General features: G+C 61.9%; 18 protein-coding genes. 10 read left to right on the top strand and 8 right to left on the bottom strand.

Features of this window, described 5'->3' with window-relative positions; translation table 11 throughout:
• Window positions 1-47 precede the first annotated feature (47 nt).
• The gene (locus L0U82_RS31260; protein WP_233837072.1) at window positions 48-1,184 is read right to left on the bottom strand and encodes a mannitol dehydrogenase family protein; all 1,137 of its coding nucleotides are present in this window, start codon (window positions 1,182-1,184) and stop codon (window positions 48-50) included.
• A gap of 17 nt (window positions 1,185-1,201) precedes the next feature.
• A complete protein-coding gene (locus L0U82_RS31255) occupies window positions 1,202-2,224 on the bottom strand; it encodes a zinc-binding alcohol dehydrogenase family protein (RefSeq protein ID WP_233837573.1) in 1,023 nt (340 codons plus the stop codon).
• 261 nt (window positions 2,225-2,485) lie between these two features.
• On the opposite strand from L0U82_RS31255, the gene L0U82_RS31250 reads away from it, so the two are divergent.
• The gene (locus tag L0U82_RS31250) at window positions 2,486-3,196 is read left to right on the top strand and encodes a FadR/GntR family transcriptional regulator (RefSeq protein WP_233837071.1); all 711 of its coding nucleotides are present in this window, start codon (window positions 2,486-2,488) and stop codon (window positions 3,194-3,196) included.
• Window positions 3,197-3,323: 127 nt separating this feature from the next.
• Here the strand turns inward: L0U82_RS31250 and pcaG are convergent, their stop codons facing one another.
• A complete protein-coding gene (gene pcaG / locus L0U82_RS31245; RefSeq protein ID WP_233837070.1) occupies window positions 3,324-3,911 on the bottom strand; it encodes a protocatechuate 3,4-dioxygenase subunit alpha in 588 nt (195 codons plus the stop codon).
• Window positions 3,912-3,914: 3 nt separating this feature from the next.
• A complete protein-coding gene (gene pcaH, locus L0U82_RS31240; protein ID WP_233837069.1) occupies window positions 3,915-4,619 on the bottom strand; it encodes a protocatechuate 3,4-dioxygenase subunit beta in 705 nt (234 codons plus the stop codon).
• A gap of 111 nt (window positions 4,620-4,730) precedes the next feature.
• Between pcaH and pcaQ the strand changes: the two genes are divergently transcribed.
• Window positions 4,731-5,768: a pca operon transcription factor PcaQ gene (gene pcaQ, locus L0U82_RS31235; protein WP_233837068.1), complete on the top strand. Its 1,038-nt coding sequence runs from the start codon at window positions 4,731-4,733 to the stop codon at window positions 5,766-5,768.
• A gap of 313 nt (window positions 5,769-6,081) precedes the next feature.
• Window positions 6,082-7,209 carry a 4-hydroxyphenylpyruvate dioxygenase family protein gene (locus L0U82_RS31230; RefSeq protein ID WP_233837067.1) on the top strand — a complete coding sequence of 376 codons (1,128 nt, stop codon included), beginning with the start codon at window positions 6,082-6,084 and terminating at the stop codon, window positions 7,207-7,209.
• Between the two features lie 12 nt (window positions 7,210-7,221).
• On the opposite strand, the gene L0U82_RS31225 is transcribed toward L0U82_RS31230, so the two are convergent.
• Complete coding sequence (locus tag L0U82_RS31225) at window positions 7,222-8,154, bottom strand: LysR substrate-binding domain-containing protein (protein WP_233837065.1); 933 nt, start codon at window positions 8,152-8,154, stop codon at window positions 7,222-7,224.
• Window positions 8,155-8,320: 166 nt separating this feature from the next.
• Here L0U82_RS31225 and L0U82_RS31220 point away from each other — a divergent pair, with 166 nt between their 5' ends.
• Both L0U82_RS31220 and L0U82_RS31215 read left to right on the top strand, forming a co-directional pair.
• Entirely contained in the window at window positions 8,321-9,358 is a 1,038-nt protein-coding gene (locus L0U82_RS31220) for a DUF1338 domain-containing protein (RefSeq protein ID WP_233837063.1), read from the top strand.
• Window positions 9,359-9,407: 49 nt separating this feature from the next.
• Window positions 9,408-12,434 carry an FAD-binding and (Fe-S)-binding domain-containing protein gene (locus L0U82_RS31215; protein WP_233837061.1) on the top strand — a complete coding sequence of 1,009 codons (3,027 nt, stop codon included), beginning with the start codon at window positions 9,408-9,410 and terminating at the stop codon, window positions 12,432-12,434.
• Between the two features lie 29 nt (window positions 12,435-12,463).
• Here L0U82_RS31215 and L0U82_RS31210 read toward each other — a convergent pair whose 3' ends face one another.
• The 3 genes from L0U82_RS31210 to L0U82_RS31200 all read right to left on the bottom strand — a co-directional run bounded on the left by L0U82_RS31210 (window position 12,464) and on the right by L0U82_RS31200 (window position 15,340).
• The gene (locus tag L0U82_RS31210) at window positions 12,464-13,099 is read right to left on the bottom strand and encodes a helix-turn-helix domain-containing protein (protein ID WP_233837060.1); all 636 of its coding nucleotides are present in this window, start codon (window positions 13,097-13,099) and stop codon (window positions 12,464-12,466) included.
• A 304-nt stretch (window positions 13,100-13,403) separates the two neighbouring features.
• Complete coding sequence (locus L0U82_RS31205; RefSeq protein ID WP_233837059.1) at window positions 13,404-14,225, bottom strand: isocitrate lyase/PEP mutase family protein; 822 nt, start codon at window positions 14,223-14,225, stop codon at window positions 13,404-13,406.
• Between the two features lie 209 nt (window positions 14,226-14,434).
• The gene (locus L0U82_RS31200; RefSeq protein WP_233837058.1) at window positions 14,435-15,340 is read right to left on the bottom strand and encodes a LysR substrate-binding domain-containing protein; all 906 of its coding nucleotides are present in this window, start codon (window positions 15,338-15,340) and stop codon (window positions 14,435-14,437) included.
• A gap of 102 nt (window positions 15,341-15,442) precedes the next feature.
• Between L0U82_RS31200 and L0U82_RS31195 the strand changes: the two genes are divergently transcribed.
• From L0U82_RS31195 to L0U82_RS31175, 5 genes are all read left to right on the top strand, one after another.
• Window positions 15,443-16,099 carry a TIGR00730 family Rossman fold protein gene (locus L0U82_RS31195; RefSeq protein ID WP_233837057.1) on the top strand — a complete coding sequence of 219 codons (657 nt, stop codon included), beginning with the start codon at window positions 15,443-15,445 and terminating at the stop codon, window positions 16,097-16,099.
• A 48-nt stretch (window positions 16,100-16,147) separates the two neighbouring features.
• Window positions 16,148-16,849, top strand: coding sequence for a hypothetical protein (locus L0U82_RS31190; RefSeq protein WP_233837056.1), 702 nt, complete (start codon window positions 16,148-16,150; stop codon window positions 16,847-16,849).
• Entirely contained in the window at window positions 16,800-17,318 is a 519-nt protein-coding gene (locus L0U82_RS31185; RefSeq protein ID WP_233837055.1) for an NUDIX hydrolase, read from the top strand. Before L0U82_RS31190 ends, L0U82_RS31185 begins: the two co-directional genes overlap by 50 nt.
• A 55-nt stretch (window positions 17,319-17,373) precedes the next feature.
• Window positions 17,374-18,255, top strand: coding sequence for a DUF6024 family protein (locus tag L0U82_RS31180; RefSeq protein ID WP_233837053.1), 882 nt, complete (start codon window positions 17,374-17,376; stop codon window positions 18,253-18,255).
• A gap of 176 nt (window positions 18,256-18,431) precedes the next feature.
• Window positions 18,432-19,148 carry a DMT family transporter gene (locus L0U82_RS31175; RefSeq protein ID WP_233837051.1) on the top strand — a complete coding sequence of 239 codons (717 nt, stop codon included), beginning with the start codon at window positions 18,432-18,434 and terminating at the stop codon, window positions 19,146-19,148.
• Window positions 19,149-19,164: the final 16 nt, after the last annotated feature.

The raw sequence follows: 19,164 nt of genomic DNA, 5'->3' as shown, positions 1-19,164 counted from the left end.
GCGGACTCTGGCGTGGCCCGAAGGCAACTGCTATCGACTGCTATTGCTTATGCGCACGCGGCGAGCGCGGCTCGCAGACGCGGCTGCTCGATGCCGAGCCCGAGTCCGCGCGCCAGTTCGATCACCGGCTGAAAACGCCGCTGCTTTTTCTGCTCGTGATTGCGGGCGATATCGGACAGACGGTGATCGAGAAACGGGTTTTCGAAGCGCTCGCGCACGTCGTCCAGATACTCGCGCGCGCCGTTGCCTTGGCCGAGCGCGTCGAAGACCGGCAGCACCTCGTCGCGCCACAGCGATTCGAGATCGGCGCGCAGCAGCGGGTCGCGCATCGCGTGAAGCACGTTTTCGTCGGCGGCGCGCGCGTCGGCCTGCCAGCGCTCGGCGAGCCACGTGTGGCCCAGATTGAGCAACAGCAGCTTCAGACGCTCGTAGTGCGGCAGGTCGTCGGTGACGATCATCGCTTCGTGCTCGCACGGCAGCACCATGCCGGCACGCCGCTCGATCCCCCACAGCGCGTAGGGTTCGGCGCAGGCGCCGATCGGCCGGATCGGCTCGGACACGATGCGATCCACCAGCGAATTCACCCAGATGCACGTGTGCTCGATATAGCGGATGAAGCTGGAACCGGTTCCCCAATCGCGCGCAAGATTCGCGACGAGTGCGCGCAACGTATCTCCATTGCTTGTCACCAGCTCGCACGGCAGCAGCGTCAGCGGTTCGGCGCCCGCGTTGAAACGGGCATGAAGGAGCACCACGAGTTTTGCCGCGAAGCCGCGCGGCACGCGGGCGCTGTTGTTATCGCTGTCACTCAGCAGTTCGGCGGTGTCTTCGGCGAAGCACTCGTAGCCGCGGTCGCCGGTGTTCGAAATCACCACACGCGCATCGCGCGCAAAGCGTTCGACGACCACCGGCCAGTCCGTATTGGCATTCAGTGCTTCGCTGATCGAATCGCATCGCGTCGTCGTATCGATCACCGCTGCGCGGCGCACGCCGCGAATGCGCACGTCGTAATGCCCGCGCTCACGCAGCGCGTCGATGCGCGCGAGGCTCTCGGGATTGGCCGTGGTCTGCACGACGGTGACGCGGCCGAGCGCGCGGCCCGCTTCGAGCGCTTCCGAGATGAACAGATCGGCGTGCGCCTGCAGAAAGCGGCTCGTGCCGAATTGAAGGATCGGGTTGCCCATGGTTCGTGACTCCTTGCTCAGCACGCGACCAGCGCCTTGATGACGCCGGCGTTGGGATCGAGCAGTCGCGGAAAATCGGCGGGCAGATTGCCGAGTTCGAGCACATGGGTGTTCAGCGCGGCGGTCGGAATCTTCCCCGCGCGCATCGCGTCGAGCACCGTTTCGAAGTCGGCGACCGTGGCGTTGCGGCTCGCCAACAGCGTCGTTTCGCGCTTGTGGAATTCCGGATCGGCAAACGAAATCCGGTCGTTGACGATCGAGATCAGCACGTACTTGCCGCCGTGCGCGACGAACTGCAGGCCGCGCTCCATCGCCTTGATGTTGCCGGTCGCATCGAACACCACGTCGAAGAATTCGTTGTCGGTCAGCGCGGCGAGCTGGGCCGCATCAGTTGCCGCGTCGGTGGTGTCGAGGCGCACGGTGTGATCCGCGTGCAACGCGTCGGTGCACACCGCCAGCCGGTCGGCGCGGCCATCGAGCACGCTGACCTGGGCGCCGCGCAGCTTCGCGAAGATCACCGCGGCCATGCCGATCGGACCGGCGCCGACCACCAGCACGCGCTGAGCAGCCTGCACGTCGGCGCGAGCGACAGCGTGTGCGCCGATCGCGAGGAATTCGATCATCGCGGCCTGATCGAGCGTGACGCCGGCGGCACTGAATACGAAGTCGCGCGGTACCGCCAGGTATTCGGCCATGCCGCCGTCCGTATGCACGCCGAGCACGCGAATGTTCACGCAGCAATTGCCCTTGCCCGCGCGGCACGCAATGCAGCGACCGCACGACAGATAAGGCATCACATACACCTGGTCGCCCGCTTTCACGTGCGCGTCGGCCGGTGCCGATTCGACGATGCCGGCCAGCTCGTGGCCCATCACACGCGGATACGCAAGAAAAGGCTGATTGCCGGTGAAGATATGAAGGTCGGTGCCGCAAACGCCGACCCGCTTGATGCGGATCAGCACGTCGTCAGGACCGGTGTTCGGGATTGCGCGCTCGGTGACGGCCAGCTTGCCGGGTTGTTCGCAAATAACGGTCTTCATCAGGTAATGGATCGAATACGGGAAGCGGAGACGGGGATCGAAGCGGCTCAGACGGGCATCGCCTAACTGCATGCGTTGCGTAATCTGGCCTTACCAGATTGGCGAAATTAAATTGATCTCGTATATTGGTCAAGCCAATTCTGACGGACTTCGGGAAACCCCGCAGACGCCCGGAGCCGCTGTTTGCGGGCTGGGCGCTTCGATCTACAATCCGGCAGTCGCCCACTGGGCTTGTCGAAGCCCCCTCGCCAGGAAACGTTCGTGTCAGTCAAACCCGCCGACTCTCGCCGCCTTTATCTGCAGATCGCGGAGAAATTGCGTGAGCTGATCGCACAGCCCGATTTCGCGCCGAATGGCCGCTTGCCGCCGGAGCGCGCGCTGGCCGAAACGCTCGGTGTGTCGCGGCCGTCGGTGCGCGAGGCGCTGGTCGCGCTCGAACTGGAGGGGCTCGTCGAAATCCGCATGGGCTCGGGCGTGTATCTGTGCGCAAGCGCGCACGCGCAAGGCGATGCGGCGCTGTCACAAGCCGAACTCGGCGACAGCCTGCTTGACATCATGGGCGCGCGCTGCGTGATCGAGGGCTCGATTGCCGCGAGCGTCGCGCCGTTTTGCAAGGCAAAGGATCTGAAGGTTCTGCGCGAGATCTACAACGAGATGCAGCGCGAGGTCGAAGCAGGGCGAATTCCGGTCGCGTCCGACCGCGCCTTCCATGTCGCGATCGCGCAGATGTCCGGCAACGAAGTGCTGGTACGCACCGTCAGTTCACTGTTCGATGCGCGTCATAGTCCGCTGTCGGAAAAGCTGCGCGGCCATTTCGAAAACGAGACCACGTGGGGCGCGGTTCCGGACGAACATCGCGTGATTCTCGAAGCGCTGGAAGCGCACGACGCCATTCAGGCGCAGGCGACCATGCAGCGTCACCTGAAGATGTCGCTGGAACGGGTGCTGACCGGCGGGCAGCGGACACCATAAAAAAAAGCCCGCGCAAGGCGGGCTGAACTTTACTGCATGGAGTTTCGCGATCCAGTCGCTTGACGGATCATGCGCGGTCTGTGTGAAAGCTTCATGAAAGTGCCGAAAAACGCTTGACCACGCTGGCTCACAGATCGAAAAACACGGTTTCCTTGTCGCCTTGCATGTGGATATCGAAGCGATACACATTGGCCGCACCCGGAGCCCGACGCGCGATCAGCGTGCCGCGGCGCTCGGCCGGCACCGCTGCCAGCACTGCGTCGCTTTCGTTTGCCTGCGCTTCGTCATCGAAGTAAATGCGCGTGAACGTGTGCAGCAGCATGCCGCGCATCGTCAGGATCACGTTGATATGCGGCGCTTCGCCGGGATTCGCGCGGCCCGGCTTCACCGTCTCGACGATAAAGCGCTGCTGCGGATCGGTGCCCGTGCCGACGCGCGCAAAGCCGTGAAAGCCGCTCTTCCGGATTTCCTCGCGCGATTCGGGATAGTGCCCGTTCGAATCCACCTGTGACATCTCGACCATCGCGTCGCCGACCACCTTGCCGTCGCCGTCGAACACCTGACCGACGATGGTGATGTGCTCGCCGGCCGCTTCCATGTCGGCCAGCACGTGCGTGAACAGGCTCTTGTAGTCGAAATCGTATTGCTGCGGGCAAAGACCGTAGGCGAAGTACGGGCCAACGGTTTGCGAAGGCGTTTGCTTGAGAGTCGTCATGGCTTAGCGCTCCATCGGGGTTTCGTTCGGGCCGCGCAGCACGATGTCGAAATCGTAGCCGAGCGCATAGGCTTCTTCCGTGATGTCGAGCGAGAACTTCGACACCATGCGTTCACGCGCCTGCTCCGGTGTGCCCTGATAAATCGGGTCGAACGCGAGCAGCGGGTCGCCGGGGAAGTACATCTGCGTGACGAGACGCGAGCCGAAGTGGTCGCCGAACAGCGAGAAGTGGATATGCTGCGGGCGCCATGCGTTCGGATGGTTGCCCCACGGATACGCGCCCGGCTTGATGGTCAGAAAGCGGTAGCGGCCGTCGCTATCAGTGATGCAGCGCCCCGCGCCGAGGAAGTTCGGATCGAGCGGCGCGTCGTGCTGGTCGGCTTTGTGCACGTAGCGGCCGGCGGCGTTGGCCTGCCAGATTTCGACCAGCGTGTTGCGCACCGGGCGGCCGCCTTCGTCGAGCACGCGACCGGTCACGATGATGCGTTCGCCGAGCGGCTCGCCGTTGCGTGCTGCGTTGCGCGTCAGATCGTGGTCGAGCGCGCCGAGGTCTTCGGTGCCGTAGACCGGCACGCGCTGGTCGCGCAGCTTTTCCTTCAGCGGAATCAGCGGACGCGTCGGGCCGCGTTTGACCGACGAACCGTACGGCGGATAGATGTACTGGGGATGCGACGCGAACTCGCGCTGGGTGAGGGAAGAGTCTTCCATGAAGTGTCTCCGTTGGAGGAATCGTGAGGTGCGATGTTATGACAGGCACTTTATCCAACGCCGGCGGTTATGCAAAATGACGTTTTCGCCCATTTCGTATAACCTGCCGTTATGCAACGCAGCCTCGCGGATAGCCGCGTCAAATTCCGTCATCTCCAGTGCTTTCTGGCCGTCGCGCAGTTCGGCAGCGTCCAGCGGGCAGCCGATAGTCTGTCCATCACGCAGCCTGCGGTGTCGAAAACGGTCGCCGAACTGGAGGCGATTCTGGGCGTGAAGCTGTTCGAGCGCGGCCGTCACGGCGCGGTGCCGACGCGCGAAGGGCAGCTTTTCATGCCGCACGCGAGCGCCTGCGTCAGCGCGCTGCGCCAGGGCGTCGATCTGCTCGCGCGGGCGGAGGGCGCGGCCGCGGCGACGCTCGAAATCGGCGTGCTGCCGACCGTCGCGGCGGTACTGGTACCGCCGGTGCTCAGGCAGTTCGCCGCGCATTGGCCGCGCGTGATCGTGCGGCTTGCGACCGGCGCGAATCCGGAACTGCTCGAACGCCTGAAGGCAGGCACGATCGAGTTTGCGATCGGCCGCCTCGCGGACCCCGAGCGGATGGTCGGTCTGAGCTTCGAGCAATTGTTTACCGAGCCGCTGATCGCGGTCGTGCGGGCCGGGCATCCGCTCGCGCAAGGGCCGGGCTTGCCGGCTACCTCGCTGGAAGAATTCCCGATCGTGCTGCCGCCGTTCGGCACGCTGATCCGCCAGTCGGCGGAAAGTCTGCTGGGCGCGTGGGGCGTGCCGCCGTTGTCGGCATTCGTCGAGGTGCTGTCGGTATCGACGGGGCGTGCGCTGGCGCTCGAAAACGGCGCGGTGTGGTTCGTGCCGCGCAGCGCGGTCGAATACGAACTCGCGCACGGCATGTTGGTGCGCTTGCCGCTGCCGGCCGCGGGCACCGGCGAGCCGGTTGGCCTGATCCGCCGCTCGGATACGCAGCCGTCGGCGGTCGGGCGGGCGTTTATCGACGCGGTGCGCGAGGTTGCGCGCGACAGGATGGCCGCGGCGTCGGGTAAGGACGCGGACAACGGCGCCGGGAAAACCGGCCGCAAGACCGCGAAAAGGCGTGGGCAGCGATCGGGGCAAAGTCGCGCGGACACACAGCTGTAGCAGCGCGCCGCGCGATCGAATCGGGCAGTCGCGGCGGCTCAGAAAGCCAGCGGGCGGCGAGCAGACCCCATGCGCGCGATCGACCTGCGATTCAGCATATGAACCATCCAGTACAAATTCCCGGTTGCGAACGCCCCGCGACCCGGTGTACAAACACGGTGCGAAAGTCGCCACGGCCTGCATTTGCTGCGGCACACCACGACAGCGCACGCCGGATCACACACCCAGCACTTCATCGCGAGCGGCCGCAACGGTTTGCGTCAGATTCCGTAGGACCGGCCGCCGCGTCGAAAGACCGTACAAGGAGATTGCCATGCCCAGCGACTTGCCCACTCCCGAGGCCGCGCAGCGCGCCGTGTCGGCGCCTGAGCACAATCCGCTCGGCACCGCCGGCCTCGAATTCGTGGAGTTTGCCGCGCAGGATCCGCGCGCGCTCGGCGAAGTCTTCACGCGGCTCGGCTTCAAGGCGATCGCGCGCCATATCAGCAAGGACGTCACGCTGTACCGCCAGGGCGAGATGAATTTCCTGATCAACGCGGAGCCCGATTCGTTCGCCGCGCGCTACGCCGAAGAGTATGGCGTCGGCATCTGCGCGATCGGGATTCGCGTCGCCGACGCGCAACGCGCGTTTGCGCGCGCGGTGGAACTCGGCGCGTGGGAGTTCGAGGGCGAGCGCCTCGGCGCCGGCGAGTTGCTGATTCCGGCGATCCAGGGCATTGGCGATTCGCACATCTATTTCGTCGATCGCTGGCGCGGACGCGGCGGCCAGCGTGGCGGCCTCGGCGATATTTCGATCTTCGACATCGACTTCCGCCCAATTGAAATCGACACGGCCGAGGCCGATCTGAAGCACGCAGGCAGTGGCCTGATCGCGGTCGATCATCTGACGCAGACGGTCGGCGAAGGCCGCATGCAGGAATGGATCGACTTCTATCGCGATCTGCTCAACTTCCGCGAGATTCACGAACTGCACGCGAACTGGCACGTATCGGCGGAATCGCGCGTGATGGTGTCGCCGTGCGGCGCGATTCGCGTGCCGCTCTATGAGGAAGGCACGCGCCGGACCAATCTGATGCACGACTATCTGCCCGACCATCCGGGCGAAGGCGTGCAGCATATCGCGCTCGCCACCGACGATATCTTCACGTGCGTCGAGCGCCTGCTTGCCAATGGCGTCGAATTCGTCGAGCCGCCGGCGCGCTATTACGATCAGCTCGATGCGCGTTTGCCGGGCCATGGTCTCGATGTCGAGCGGCTGCGCCGCACGCACGTGCTGGTGGATGGCGAAATCGGCGCGGACGGCGTGCCGCTGCTGTTTTTTCAGACCTTCGTGCGCCGTCGCACCGGCGAGATTTTCTTCGAGATCGTGCAGCGCCAGGGGCATCACGGCTTCGGCGAAGGCAATCTCGCCGCGCTCGCGCAGGCGCGCGACGGCAACTGAAGCCGTCTTCCCTCACGCGCCTTCAGGCCGCTGCGCCAACTCCGGAAAAATCACCCCATACGCGGCGGCCTCCTGCAACAGCCACTCGCGGAAACTCGCAAGCGGCTTGCCGTGGCTCAACTCGGTCGGATAGACGAGGTAGTACGCCGCGTCGGTGACGGCGGGCGCATCGAACGGAATCACGAGGCCGAGCTGCTGCAATTGCGTGTCGACGAAAAAGCGCGGTACCAGCGCAATGCCGAGCCCGGCTGCGGCCGCGCTAATCAACATGGTGTGAAGTTCGTAGCGCACGCCCTGCATCGTGCGGATATCGTCGACATCGAGATTGGCGAACCATGTCGCCCAACCATTGGGCCGCGTGGTCGAATGCAGCAGCGGATAGTCGAGCAGTTCGGCGGCGTTGCGAATGCGCCGCTTCAGCAGACTCGCCGCGCACACCGGCACCACTTCCTCGCGGAACAGAAAATCCGCCGACGTGCCCGGCCACGTCGGCTTGCCGTAGTGGATCGCGGCTTCGAAATGTGTGTCGGCAAACGGGAAAGTGGCGGTGCGCACGCCCATGTTCACACGCACGTCCGGGCACTGCCGATTGAATGCGGCCATCCGCGGAATCAGCCATTGCGATGCAAAGGTCGGCAATACTGCGAGTTCCAGATAACCGCCGCCGCTGCCGTGCGCGATGATCGACAGCGTGTCGCGGTCCAGGTGTTCGAGCGAGCGCCTCACCTGCGCGCTATAGACCTTGCCGGCACGTGTCAGCACCACACGCTGCTTGACGCGCACGAACAGCCGCACGCCGAGATTGCTTTCGAGCGTATTGATCTGCCGCGATACCGCGCTCTCGGTGAGGAACAGTTCGCGCGCCGCATGCGTGAAGCTTTCGTGTCGCGCGGCGGCTTCGAAAGCGAGCAGCGCGCCCATGTTCGGGATCTTGAACTTTCGCACGTTAATTCCAAAAACGCATCAAGTGCCGATTTTATCTCGCTTTACGGCGCGGCAATGGGTTTTGAATAATCTCGACCGTGATAGCGCCGTGTCGCGCGTTGGGCGTGCGCGGGCGGTTTGATCGGGCGTCGGTGCGAGCGCTCGAAGCATAGCGTGGAGAATAGGGATGCGAAACCTGAAGAATGCGAATGTCGAACAATTGCTGGTGAAGCTGCTGGGCGCGGAAAAAACCGTGCGGCTCTTTGCGACGCTGAATCATCCGCAAGTGTTGAATGAATGGGAAAGCGGCAGCGTGACCCGCGCCGAAATCGCGCAGGCGATGAACTTGGCGCTGTTCGACGACCTGCTCGCGCGTTCGGCGAACGGCCGGCGCTATACCAAAGAAACGATCGAAGCCGGCGGCAGTGTGTACTTCGATCACGGCGCGCTGCGCACCGTGCGCTGGTCACACAATGGCGCATTGCCGCCCGGCGAGGCCGCGTTTGCGCGCATTCTGCGGCCGCTCGGCTTTCGCATCAACGGCCGCTATCCGCTCGATCGCCTCGGCATGACCGGTCGCGCGTGGGCGCATGACGACGCGCCCGACGAGATCGCGCAGTTCTTCGTCAGCGAACTGCATCCCGAGCGCTTTTCGGCTGAGTTCCAGCAGGCGGTGACGAATGTGATCGGCAACTCGCGCGATCCGTTGACGCCGCGCGCGAGCGGTCAACTGTGGGAGCTCGAGCGCGACGGTGTGTTGCCGCTCGAAGCGGCGCATGAATTGCTACCGGTGATCGTCGGCGCGTTCGCGCGTCAGCACGACATGCCACGCGAAGCCGATTACGACGTATTGTTGAAGGAATCGGCGGAAATGGCGTGGATCGCAACCGAAGGCAACGCGTTCAATCACGCGACGGATCGCGTCGCGGACGTGTTCAAACTGTCGGACGACGAGAAGGCGAAGGGTCGTCCGATGAAGCCGGAAGTCGAGCAGTCGCGTTCCGGCCGCGTATTCCAGACCGCGTATCGCGCGGATATCGTGCCGCGCGAATTTCGCGCGGCCGACGGCAGTGTCGTCACGCGCGACGTGCCGGGCTCGTTCTACGAGTTCATCACGCGCAAGCGCAGTTTCGATCAGGACGCGCGCCGCTGGGAAACGGACCTGCGTTTCGACGCGGGCAACGCACAGGGCATCTTCCGGATGACCGCAAGCCAGGCGGCCTGAGCGCCATACGTCGGCGCGGGCGCCGGGCATCGCAGACGAGGGGCGCAGAGTGGGTACGTCAGTGTCATTGGATGAAGAGCGGCGCGCGGGCGTCGACGCGAACGATTCCGCGAGCCGGCGCGTGCCGGATGAACCGCGCGCTGCGACGCCGTTCGCGGCCAGCGCCGCGCTGTTGCACACGCTGCAAAGCGATCTGCGTCGCCAGGTGCGCGGTGAAGTGCGCTTCGATCGAGGCTCGAAAGCACTGTATGCATCCGATGCGTCGAATTATCGGCAAGTGCCGATCGGTGTCGTCGTGCCCGCCGATATCGACGATCTGCTTGCCACGCTGGATGTTTGCCGCCGCAACGACGTGCCGTTTCTCGCGCGCGGCGGCGGCACGTCGCAGAACGGTCAGTGCGTGAACGTCGCGGTCGTGGCCGACGCGAGCAAGTATCTGAACCGCGTCGTATCGGTCGATCCGGTTGCGCGCACAGCGATCGTCGAGCCGGGCGTGGTGTGCGACACGCTGCGCGACGCCGCCGAACAGCACGGCCTCACGTTCGCGCCCGATCCGGCCACGCACAGCCGCTGCACGCTCGGCGGCATGATCGCCAACAACTCGTGCGGCGCGCATTCGGTGATGGCCGGCAAGACGGTCGAGAACATCGAGGCGCTCGAAATCGCGACCTTCGACGGCGCGCGCTTCTGGGTCGGCCCGACCTCCGACGACGAACTCGAACGCATCATCGCGGCAGGCGGACGCCAGGGCGAAATCTACGCGGCGCTCAAGCAGTTGCGCGATACCTACGCCGAGCAGATTCGCGCGAAATTTCCGCAAATCAAACGGCGCGTGTCGGGCTTCAATCTCGATCAACTGTTGCCGGAAAACGGCTTCAACGTTGCGCGCGCACTGGTTGGCACCGAAGGCACCTGCGCGGTCACGTTGCAGGCAAAAGTGCGGCTCGTGAAGAGTCCGGCTAAACGCGTGATCGTCGTCGTGGGCTTCACGGACATCTATACGGCGGCCGATGCCGTGCCGCATTTCATGCACTGCGGGCCGATCGCAATCGAAGGTCTCGACCGCGCAATCATTCGCGGCTTGCAGGCGCGCGGCTTGAAGAAGGACGAAATCGCGCTGCTGCCCGAAGGCGATGCCTGGGTCGTGCTCGAATTCGGCGCGGATACGCAGGACGCGGTATGGGAACAGGCGCAGGCCGCCGCCGCGTATTTCGCAGCGGGCGCGGCGGGGCCGAACGTGTCGACGATGCTGGTCGAAGATCGCGCGTTGCAGGCGAAGGTGTGGTCGATTCGCGAAACGGGCGCATCGGCGGTCGCGTTGTCGGTGGATCGCGACAAGCCCGATCCGGTGGTCGGCTGGGAAGACGCGGCAGTCGATCCATTGCGTCTCGGCGATTATCTGCGCGCGTTCCAGGCGCTGGTCGATCGATACGGCTACGAGACGAGTCTGTACGGCCATTTCGGCGATGGCTGCGTGCATGCGCGCATCACGTTCGATCTGCGCAGCGCGGAAGGTATCGCGACATGGCGCGGGTTTTTGCGCGAGGCAGCGGAACTGGTGGTCGAATTCGGCGGCTCGCTGTCGGGTGAACACGGCGATGGCCAGGCGAAGGCCGAGTTTCTGCCGATCATGTACGGTCCCGAACTGATGCAGGCCATGGAGCAGTTCAAGGCGATCTGGGATCCGGCGAATCGTCTGAATCCGGGCAAGGTTGTCCACGCGTATCGCGCCGACGAAAACCTGCGCATGGGGCCCGCATACAAACCGGTGACGCTGCACACGAAGCTCGCGTTTCAGAGTCAGGAGGGCGACGGCTTCCAGCGCGCGATCGAGCGCTGCATCGGCATGGGCAAATGCCGCTCGCTCGAAGGCGGCACGATGTGCCCGAGCTATCGCGCGTCGCGCGAGGAAAAGTACTCGACGCGGGGCCGTGCGCATCTGTTCTGGGAAATGCTGCAAGGCGACGTGATCGCCGATGGCTGGCACAGTCGTGAAGTGAAAGAAGCGCTCGATACATGCCTCGCGTGCAAGGGCTGCAAATCCGATTGCCCGACGCATACGGATATGGCTTCGTATAAGGCCGAATTTCTTGCGCATTACCACGAGAAGAATCCGCGGCCGCGTCAGGCGTTGTTCATGGGGCGAATCGGCGAATGGGCGCCATGGGCAGCGCGCTTGCCGCGTCTGACCAACTTCATGACGACCGCGCCGGGTTTGTCGTCGCTCGGTAAATGGATTGCGGGCGTGGCGCAGGCGCGTGCATTGCCGAAGTTCGCGACGGCGAGTTATCGGCAAACCGCGCGCAAAGCGGCGAGTAAAGCTGCATTACAGACATCGAATCGCGCGCACGCCGGTGCGAAAAAAGTGATCCTGTGGGTCGATACGTTCAACGATCATTTCACACCCGAGGTCGCACAGGCCGCCACCGACGTACTGACGCAACTCGGCTGGCAGGTCGTGTTGCCGAACAGGCGTTTATGTTGCGGGCGTCCGCTCTATGACTTCGGTTTGCTCGAACGTGCACGCGAACTGCTGACGCATATCGTCGACGATCTTGCCGATGATATTGCCGCCGGTGTGCCGTTGGTGGGTCTCGAGCCCGGTTGCTTGTCGGTGTTCAAAGACGAGTTGCTGAAGCAGTTGCCCGATCACGCGTTGGCGAAGCAGTTGTCCGCGCAAACGTTCCTGTTTTCCGATTTCGTCGCACGTCAGCCGTTCGATTGGCCGACGCTGGCGGCCGATGTAATCGTGCACGGACATTGTCATCAGAAGGCGTTGTTCGGCATGCAGGGCGATACCGCGCTGCTGAACAGGCTCGGCGTGAAATGGAAACTGCTCGATACCGGATGCTGTGGAATGGCGGGCTCGTTCGGCTTTAACGTCGACCATCACGCGATGTCCGAGAAGATCGGCGAGGACAAGCTGTTTCCGGCGGTGCGTCAGGCCACCGCGGCGAATGCCGAGACGATCGTGCTGACCAACGGTTTTAGTTGCCGCGAGCAGATCGAACACGGCACCGGGCGGCACGCGCTGCATATCGCGCAACTTGCGCAGCGGGCGTTGGCGGCGCGCTGACTGGTTACGCAGCGCGCGGCAGGTGTGCGTTACTTCTTTGCCGAGTCGATCGCGATGGGCGGCGTTTGCAGCAGGTCCGCGTTCGTCGCCATCCACAACACTTCGGCGTCTTCCTCGCTGGTCGAAATCGCAGCGTGGCCGGTGCGGCTGTCGAAATAGAGGCTGTCGCCCGCGTTCAGATGCGTGGGCGCGTACAGCTCCGAATAGAGGCACACGCTGCCGCTGATCACGTACAGGAATTCCTCGCCTTCATGGCGGCCCCAATCATCGAAGGCATCGAGCGTGTGCGCCGAGATGCGGATACGAAACGGTAGCATCGCCTTGTGCGCGAGGTCGGTGGCGAGCAGTTCCATCTGATAGCCGCGATACGCATGCCGCTGGCCTTCGTCTTTGCGGGTTAGCGCGCGCCGGCCGCTTGCGCTGACTTTCGGCGTCGAACCGAATAGTTCGCCGATTTCGATCTGCAGGCCCAGCACGATTTTTTGCAGCACGTCGAAAGTGGGGGACATCAGGCCGTTTTCCACTTTCGACAGCGTCGAACGCGAGACGCCGCACAGCCGGCTCGCGGTTTCGAGCGTCAGGTCCTGCGCCTGACGCGCGGCGCGCACGCGCCGGCCGAGATCGGTGGTGGACGTGTCGGCGGATTTTGTGAGATGGGTGTCCATGGGGTTTGCTGCGGGGGCGGTACGCGCTTTGTCGGGGCGGATGATGTTTCCGATAATAACATTTGGCACGACAGGCGAATTCAGCAGACATGAATGCTGGCGAGTTGGCGACGAAGAACGGCCGGCAGGCATTTGAGGCTCTGCCCCTATCGCACCATGATGGTGGGAGGTGAATGACCGACGATACGTTATCGGCGGACCGAGGCGTTCGCGCGCTTTTCACATCGGAAACCTAACAAGGTTTCACCAGCGGCAACGCATGTGACGAACGCCTTCGGCTACAGGTTGTTTCGCTTATCCGGCTTCACGCGCGATGGTCGAAAAGCTCGTTGAGCTTCGTCCCGGCCGTCGCGCCGCTGAAGTCGAACCGGCCATCGGCCAACGCCTGCGCAGCGTGCATGAAGCCGCCCCACGCCGCACGCGCCAGGCCACCGCCGACGCTGATGCGTCGCACGCCAAGCGCCGCCACGTCCTGCAACGTCAGATCCGATGTCGAGCCGATCAGCAGATTGACCGGCTTCGGCGCGACCGCGGCGACGACCGCCTCGATCTGTTCGCGCGTCTGGATGCCGGGCGCGTACAGGCAGTCGGCGCCCGCTGCCGCATAGGCCTTCAGACGCGCGATCGCGTCATCGAGATCGGGCTGACCGGCGAAGAAATTTTCCGCGCGGCCGACCAGCAACGTATCGCCGCCGCTCTGGTCGATTGCGCGTCGCGCCGCGCTGACGCGTTGCACGGCGACGTCGATCGGAAACAGCGGCGCGGCGGCATCGCCCGTCGAGTCCTCGATCGATAAGCCGGCGACGCCGGTTTCGATCGCGAGCTTCACGCTCGCGGCGACCTCGTCCGGATCGCGGCCGAAGCCGTTTTCGAAATCGGCATTGACGGGCAGATCGGTCGCATCGACGATCGCGCGCAGGTGCGCGAGGATCGCGTCGCGCGGCATGGCGTTGTCCGCGTGTCCGGTCGACCACGCAAAACCGGAACTCGTGGTGGCGAGCGCCTGAAAACCGAGCGTCTGCAGATAGCGGGCGCTGCCGACATCCCAGGGATTGGGCAGCACGAAACAGCCGGAGGTGTGCAGTGCGCGGAATGCGGCGCGTTTTTCGGCGACGGTGCGGGGCATGGCGGGTTTCCTTTGTCGATCGGAATAAGTGCTTCAGCGCTTGTTCCGGTTCTGTTCAAGGGGCTGCGGAAATGAGGGGTGTGGCTCTTTCGCGTCGAACTTGTGGTGTCAGGCCGATTTCCGGGTTGGCGGGCTGGAGGTCACAAGGGGGAAGTCTATTCCCGCGGCGAGCGTGTTGGTGAGGGAATTCGTCGATATGAACTGCACGCTCACCGCGGCAGATCCTTCTGGCATTCTTCGAGTAGCCAGTCGCGAAAGATAGCAATATCGCTTTCCTGCGAGTGGCAAGCACGCACGTAGAGATAAGTCGACCGCTCGACGCTGACGAACCCCATTGGGGCAATCAACCGACCGTCGGCGAGATCGCGACGGACCAATAACTCCGGAGCAATCGCGAGTCCCATCCCGCTTCTTGCTGCTTCGATGGTCAACGACAGGCTGTCCAGCACCTGTCCGCCAGACGAATCGACAGCAACTCCCACTGTTTGACCCCACTCGGTCCATGCATTCATGCGTGACCTCGCGTGCAACAGACGTGTGCCGCCGATGTCGGACGGCGAGGCAGGTGGATTCGGCCAGTCGGGCGCGCAGACCGGCCCTATTACGTCTGTCGTCAGGCAGGTTGCCTCGATGGCAGGCGACGGGAATCGCTCGGTGACGATCAAGGCGTCGACTTCCCCGCTCAGCAATGCCGCGACATCGCCTCGCGCCTGAAAATTCAGTATGACTTCCGGCGCACGTCTCGAGAATGCCTCGATTCTGGGAAGAAGCCAGTGAGCGAGAAAGCTGACTGAACAACCGATCGTCAGTTTGCGCTCGGGTGCCTGATCACGAATCCCGACGCATGCGTCTTCGAGCAGCGTAAGCGCCGCCGAGCATGCGTTCTTCAGCCGCTCGCCCTCTTGCGTCAGTCGAACTCCACCGCTGTGGCGAATGAAAATGTCCTTCCCAAACCAGGCTTCAAGTGCTCGAACCTGATGACTGATCGCACTATGGGTTAGACATAGTTCATTTGCCGCTTGGGTAAAACTCTCGTAATTAGCTACAGCCTCGAAGCTTTGAAGAGCTCGGAGAGGAGGCAATATGCGCATGACTAAGTATTGAAAAAAATTCACACTGATTGTGCAACTATTTCGCTACTCCGTCCAGTTACGCGCCGATAGACTGTTGATCACTCCTGCTGCGAAGTCCTATTTTTTCTCATCAATAAGCCAGTCATGCATGCAACGATCCTGCGAGAGCTCGAGAGTATCGAACAGCTGTCAGAGTGCGTCGGCACTGCGATAAGCATATTCGGCAGCGCGCGTATCGAGCCCAGCCATGAAGCATTCAAGCTCACTTATCAAATTGCTTCCCGGCTATCGAACGAGGGCTATACCGTCATTTCAGGTGGAGGGCCGGGCATTATGCGCGCTGCCAACGAAGGCGCACGTACGGGAAAGACACATACCATCGGCTTCAATGTGGTACTTCCTTTCGAGCCAGCGGATTTTAAATTTCAAGATATCTCGCTCGTCTTCGAAAACTTCTTTACGCGAAAAATTGCCTTTTGCAGGTATTCCCGAGCATTTATCGCGATGCCGGGTGGAATGGGCACGCTGGACGAGCTATTTGAAATCCTGACACTGATACAAACTGAAAAAATTGATCCCATGCCTGTCGTGCTGGTCGGCTCGCAGTTCTGGGGAGGACTCGTCGATTGGATGAGAAACAATCTGGAAACGGCCAACCTGATTAGCACAGGTGAACTCGATGAGATCAGGATTTTTGACGATGCGGATAGCGTCGTCGATTATCTGAAACGACACGTCCCATTTCGGGATGCGTCAATCACGTCAGATTGTCGCGAGCGGAGCGGTCACGCGACAGCCTGACGGCAATTGTATCAACGCCTCATCCGCACTCTAAAAGGAAGGAACACGATGCGTAATACGTCTTCGACACAACTGGTTATGTTTACAGGCGGGCGGGACAGCACTCTCGCTGCTTGTCACCTGATGTTGCAGGATATCCCCGTCCAACTCTATTCGGCAAATAGCGGCTGCTCACTGCATCGTGGCGTGCTCGCCCACCGCGTTGACGAATTGCGGCGCCGTTTTGGGGACCTGGTGATGGGGCACACTGTGGAAGACATCAGCGGAGCGTTTCGCACCATTGCCATCGAGAACATCGAATCAGACATCATCAAGTACAAAAAGAACCTCGTTCTGCTTGGCGAGAAGCTCGCCATTCATGCCCATATTGCGGATTTTTGCCGTCGCAACGACATTGAAATAATCAACGACGGCATCACTCACTATCAGAAAGAGTTTCCTGAACAACGCCTCGTCGCTAAGGATTTCTTCGTCGATATGATGAAGAAATTTGGCATCGTGTATCGATCACCGATCTACAAGTTTGCCCAATCCGCGGATGACGTGAAGTACAAGCTTTTGCAACTGGGAGTTTCGACGAAATCGCTGGAGGGAATCAGCATCTTCGGAGATAGCTTCACTACGCCGTCCGATGAAGTCATCCTTGCCTATCTACAAGAGAAATTGCCACTGGCGCTGAACATCATTGATTTCTTGTCCGGTGGCGAACTGCAGTCTTGCAGACCGGAACTGCTGGAACAAGTGGCTTAACGTTGCGCTCGCCGGCAACAGCGACATTGCCGGCGGCAATCCTCCTGTCGTTCCAAAAAACACCATGCACAACGCCATCATCGTCAAGTGCGCCGCGGCGATTATCCGGGAAAAGTCGCTGCTCCTGACGCGAAAGAAGGGAACCCAAACCTTTATCTCGCCTGGCGGAAAGCCGCTTCCCGGCGAGTCTTATTCCGACTGCCTTTCGCGCGAAATTCGCGAAGAGCTGAATGTCGAAGTCAGCAAGCAAACTTGTCTCGGTTTATTCAACGGTACGTCGACGTTCGAAAACGTGCCAATCGAAATGCACGTATATCTGGTTGAAATCACGGGCGAGCCACGAGCCGGTATGGAAATCGATGAATTCCTCTGGTACCGCGGCGACGCTGCGAAGCAGGCACTAAAAATTGGGTCGATCTTCCGCGATTCGGTCATTCCTCTGCTGACAAGCAAGAAGCTGATTGCGTGAGTCTTGCCGTTACACGCGCTACTGCCCAACAACGCGCACGCTTCTGGACATCCATATGGACAGCGCTTCGATCGCGCCAATCTTTCATACCGATTCGAACCGAAATTTCTTCCGTCACGCAAAGCAGCTTCGCGACGAATTGCGTGGCCGGCTGGTGGAAATTTACCGCTTGCAGGATTTTTCCATCTACTTTGTGCCTTCGGTCCGTTATGGCTTGCTGGCCCTTAAGCATTGGCTGGAGTCGGCTGGGTGGCAAGTTGGTCTGCGCGGTGGCTCGCACTACGCGCCTATTGCCGAGTTGTTCCCACAGCCGATATTTCGACAATACGATGGACCCGATGCATGGATCAGCACGCACGTAGGACCGTACGATGGCGCGGCGTACCGCTTGTCCGCGCCAGGCGCACTGCTGGAGATCGTCGATGCCTCGCATAGCTTCGCGACCAACTTGCACGCTGGTTTGATCGAAGTTGCCGATGTGTTCGTTGCCCCACTGCACAAGCACGCGGCGCTCACGGTCGGGCTTGCGTTGATCGCCGTTCGCCGCGAACTCGCGACTATGCCGGTGCCTGGCATGCTGGAAGAAATCGAGGGGACCACGGCCTCTCAGGCGCCTTTGATCGAAGCCCTGAACAATCTGGAATGCTCTGGCGTTTGCGCTTTCAACAAGGCAGCAATTGGAGATGTGCGAGCAGATCTCGCCGAGACTTCGATTGTCTGCATTTCCGACTTCCAATCGCCGCTGCCATTTGCGTGCTTTCGCCATCAGGCCTTTTCGCATCTGGCCAGACCCGCACTGCGCCAAGCAGGGGCGACTTACTTTCCCGCATTCGATGTACTCAGGATCGCCCGATGGGCGCGAGGTCCCATTGATGGCGACCCCATCGAGTTCACTGCTGACATCCGTGCCACTCTCGTTCGACTTAGCCGACAATGATCTCAAGCAAACTATATGGAACCAGCCTCGGAATCGTCGGTGGCGCACTGCTTAGCACTGACGCGCTGCTTATCAGGCTGATGCATATCGAAGACGCGTGGGCGATCGTTGCGATGCGCGGCCTTCTGATGTGGTCTACCTTCATGGTGGTCTACTGCGTCGTGCCGCGTTCGCGGTTGTTGATCGGCAAGCCGTGGCCGACACGTCAGAATGTATGGCCAACCTTTTTCTTTGCCATCGCATCGATGACATTCGTCAATGCAATCGCGCATGGGGAAGTCGCGTCGGTACTCGTCATCATCTCGTCGACGCCGTTCCTTTCCGCACTGCTAGGGCGGGCCTTCTTTTCCGAGCCGATCGATCGCGCAATGTTGGCTACTGCGGCATTGGCGATGATCGGCGTCGCGTTGGTGATCGATGACACGCAACGAGGCGGCGCATTTGCGGCGAATTGTTATGCCCTTGTTACCGCGGTGTCGATGGCACTGGCATTCCTGTGCTCCTCTCGAGTCGAAGGCGGCACTGCCGGTCTACCGTCGCTTGGCGCACTTGTCGCGTCGTTGCTGGTGATTGGCGGTCGGTATGTGCCAGTAAGCGAAATCTCGACCCTGCTGATTTCCGAGCGAGCAATCTGGATCCTGTTCGAGGGTGCGCTCGTCATGCCGCTATCGCTCGGTTTGCTCACGCTCAGCGTGCGTTTTATTCCGCCGGCCAATGCAGGGCTGTTCCTGCTTCTCGAAACGGCTCTTGCGCCGTTATGGATTTGGGCCGCATTCGGCGAAAGACCGGCGCTGCAGGTCGTCGCAGGCGGCGTCGTGACCGTGAGCGCGGTGTTGATTCATGTCGTGCGGGTAGGCAGACTTTCCGACCCGCACGTGGTCAGCGATTGCTAGCTGCAGTGGTAAGCCA

Source organism: Paraburkholderia sp. ZP32-5, from assembly GCF_021390495.1.
Lineage (GTDB): Bacteria > Pseudomonadota > Gammaproteobacteria > Burkholderiales > Burkholderiaceae > Paraburkholderia.
Note: the sequence above shows the minus strand (reverse complement) of the source record. Positions and strands in the feature narration are given on the sequence as shown.

Coding starts and splice junctions, on each gene's coding strand:
- L0U82_RS31180 (WP_233837053.1), top strand. CDS start 17,374: ATGGACAGCGCTTCGATCGCGCCAATCTTTCATACCGATTCGAACCGA.
- L0U82_RS31260 (WP_233837072.1), bottom strand. CDS start 1,184: ATGGGCAACCCGATCCTTCAATTCGGCACGAGCCGCTTTCTGCAGGCG.
- L0U82_RS31230 (WP_233837067.1), top strand. CDS start 6,082: ATGCCCAGCGACTTGCCCACTCCCGAGGCCGCGCAGCGCGCCGTGTCG.
- L0U82_RS31190 (WP_233837056.1), top strand. CDS start 16,148: ATGCGTAATACGTCTTCGACACAACTGGTTATGTTTACAGGCGGGCGG.
- pcaH (WP_233837069.1), bottom strand. CDS start 4,619: ATGGAAGACTCTTCCCTCACCCAGCGCGAGTTCGCGTCGCATCCCCAG.
- L0U82_RS31210 (WP_233837060.1), bottom strand. CDS start 13,099: ATGGACACCCATCTCACAAAATCCGCCGACACGTCCACCACCGATCTC.
- L0U82_RS31255 (WP_233837573.1), bottom strand. CDS start 2,224: ATGAAGACCGTTATTTGCGAACAACCCGGCAAGCTGGCCGTCACCGAG.
- L0U82_RS31220 (WP_233837063.1), top strand. CDS start 8,321: ATGCGAAACCTGAAGAATGCGAATGTCGAACAATTGCTGGTGAAGCTG.
- L0U82_RS31205 (WP_233837059.1), bottom strand. CDS start 14,225: ATGCCCCGCACCGTCGCCGAAAAACGCGCCGCATTCCGCGCACTGCAC.
- L0U82_RS31195 (WP_233837057.1), top strand. CDS start 15,443: ATGCATGCAACGATCCTGCGAGAGCTCGAGAGTATCGAACAGCTGTCA.
- pcaG (WP_233837070.1), bottom strand. CDS start 3,911: ATGACGACTCTCAAGCAAACGCCTTCGCAAACCGTTGGCCCGTACTTC.
- pcaQ (WP_233837068.1), top strand. CDS start 4,731: ATGCAACGCAGCCTCGCGGATAGCCGCGTCAAATTCCGTCATCTCCAG.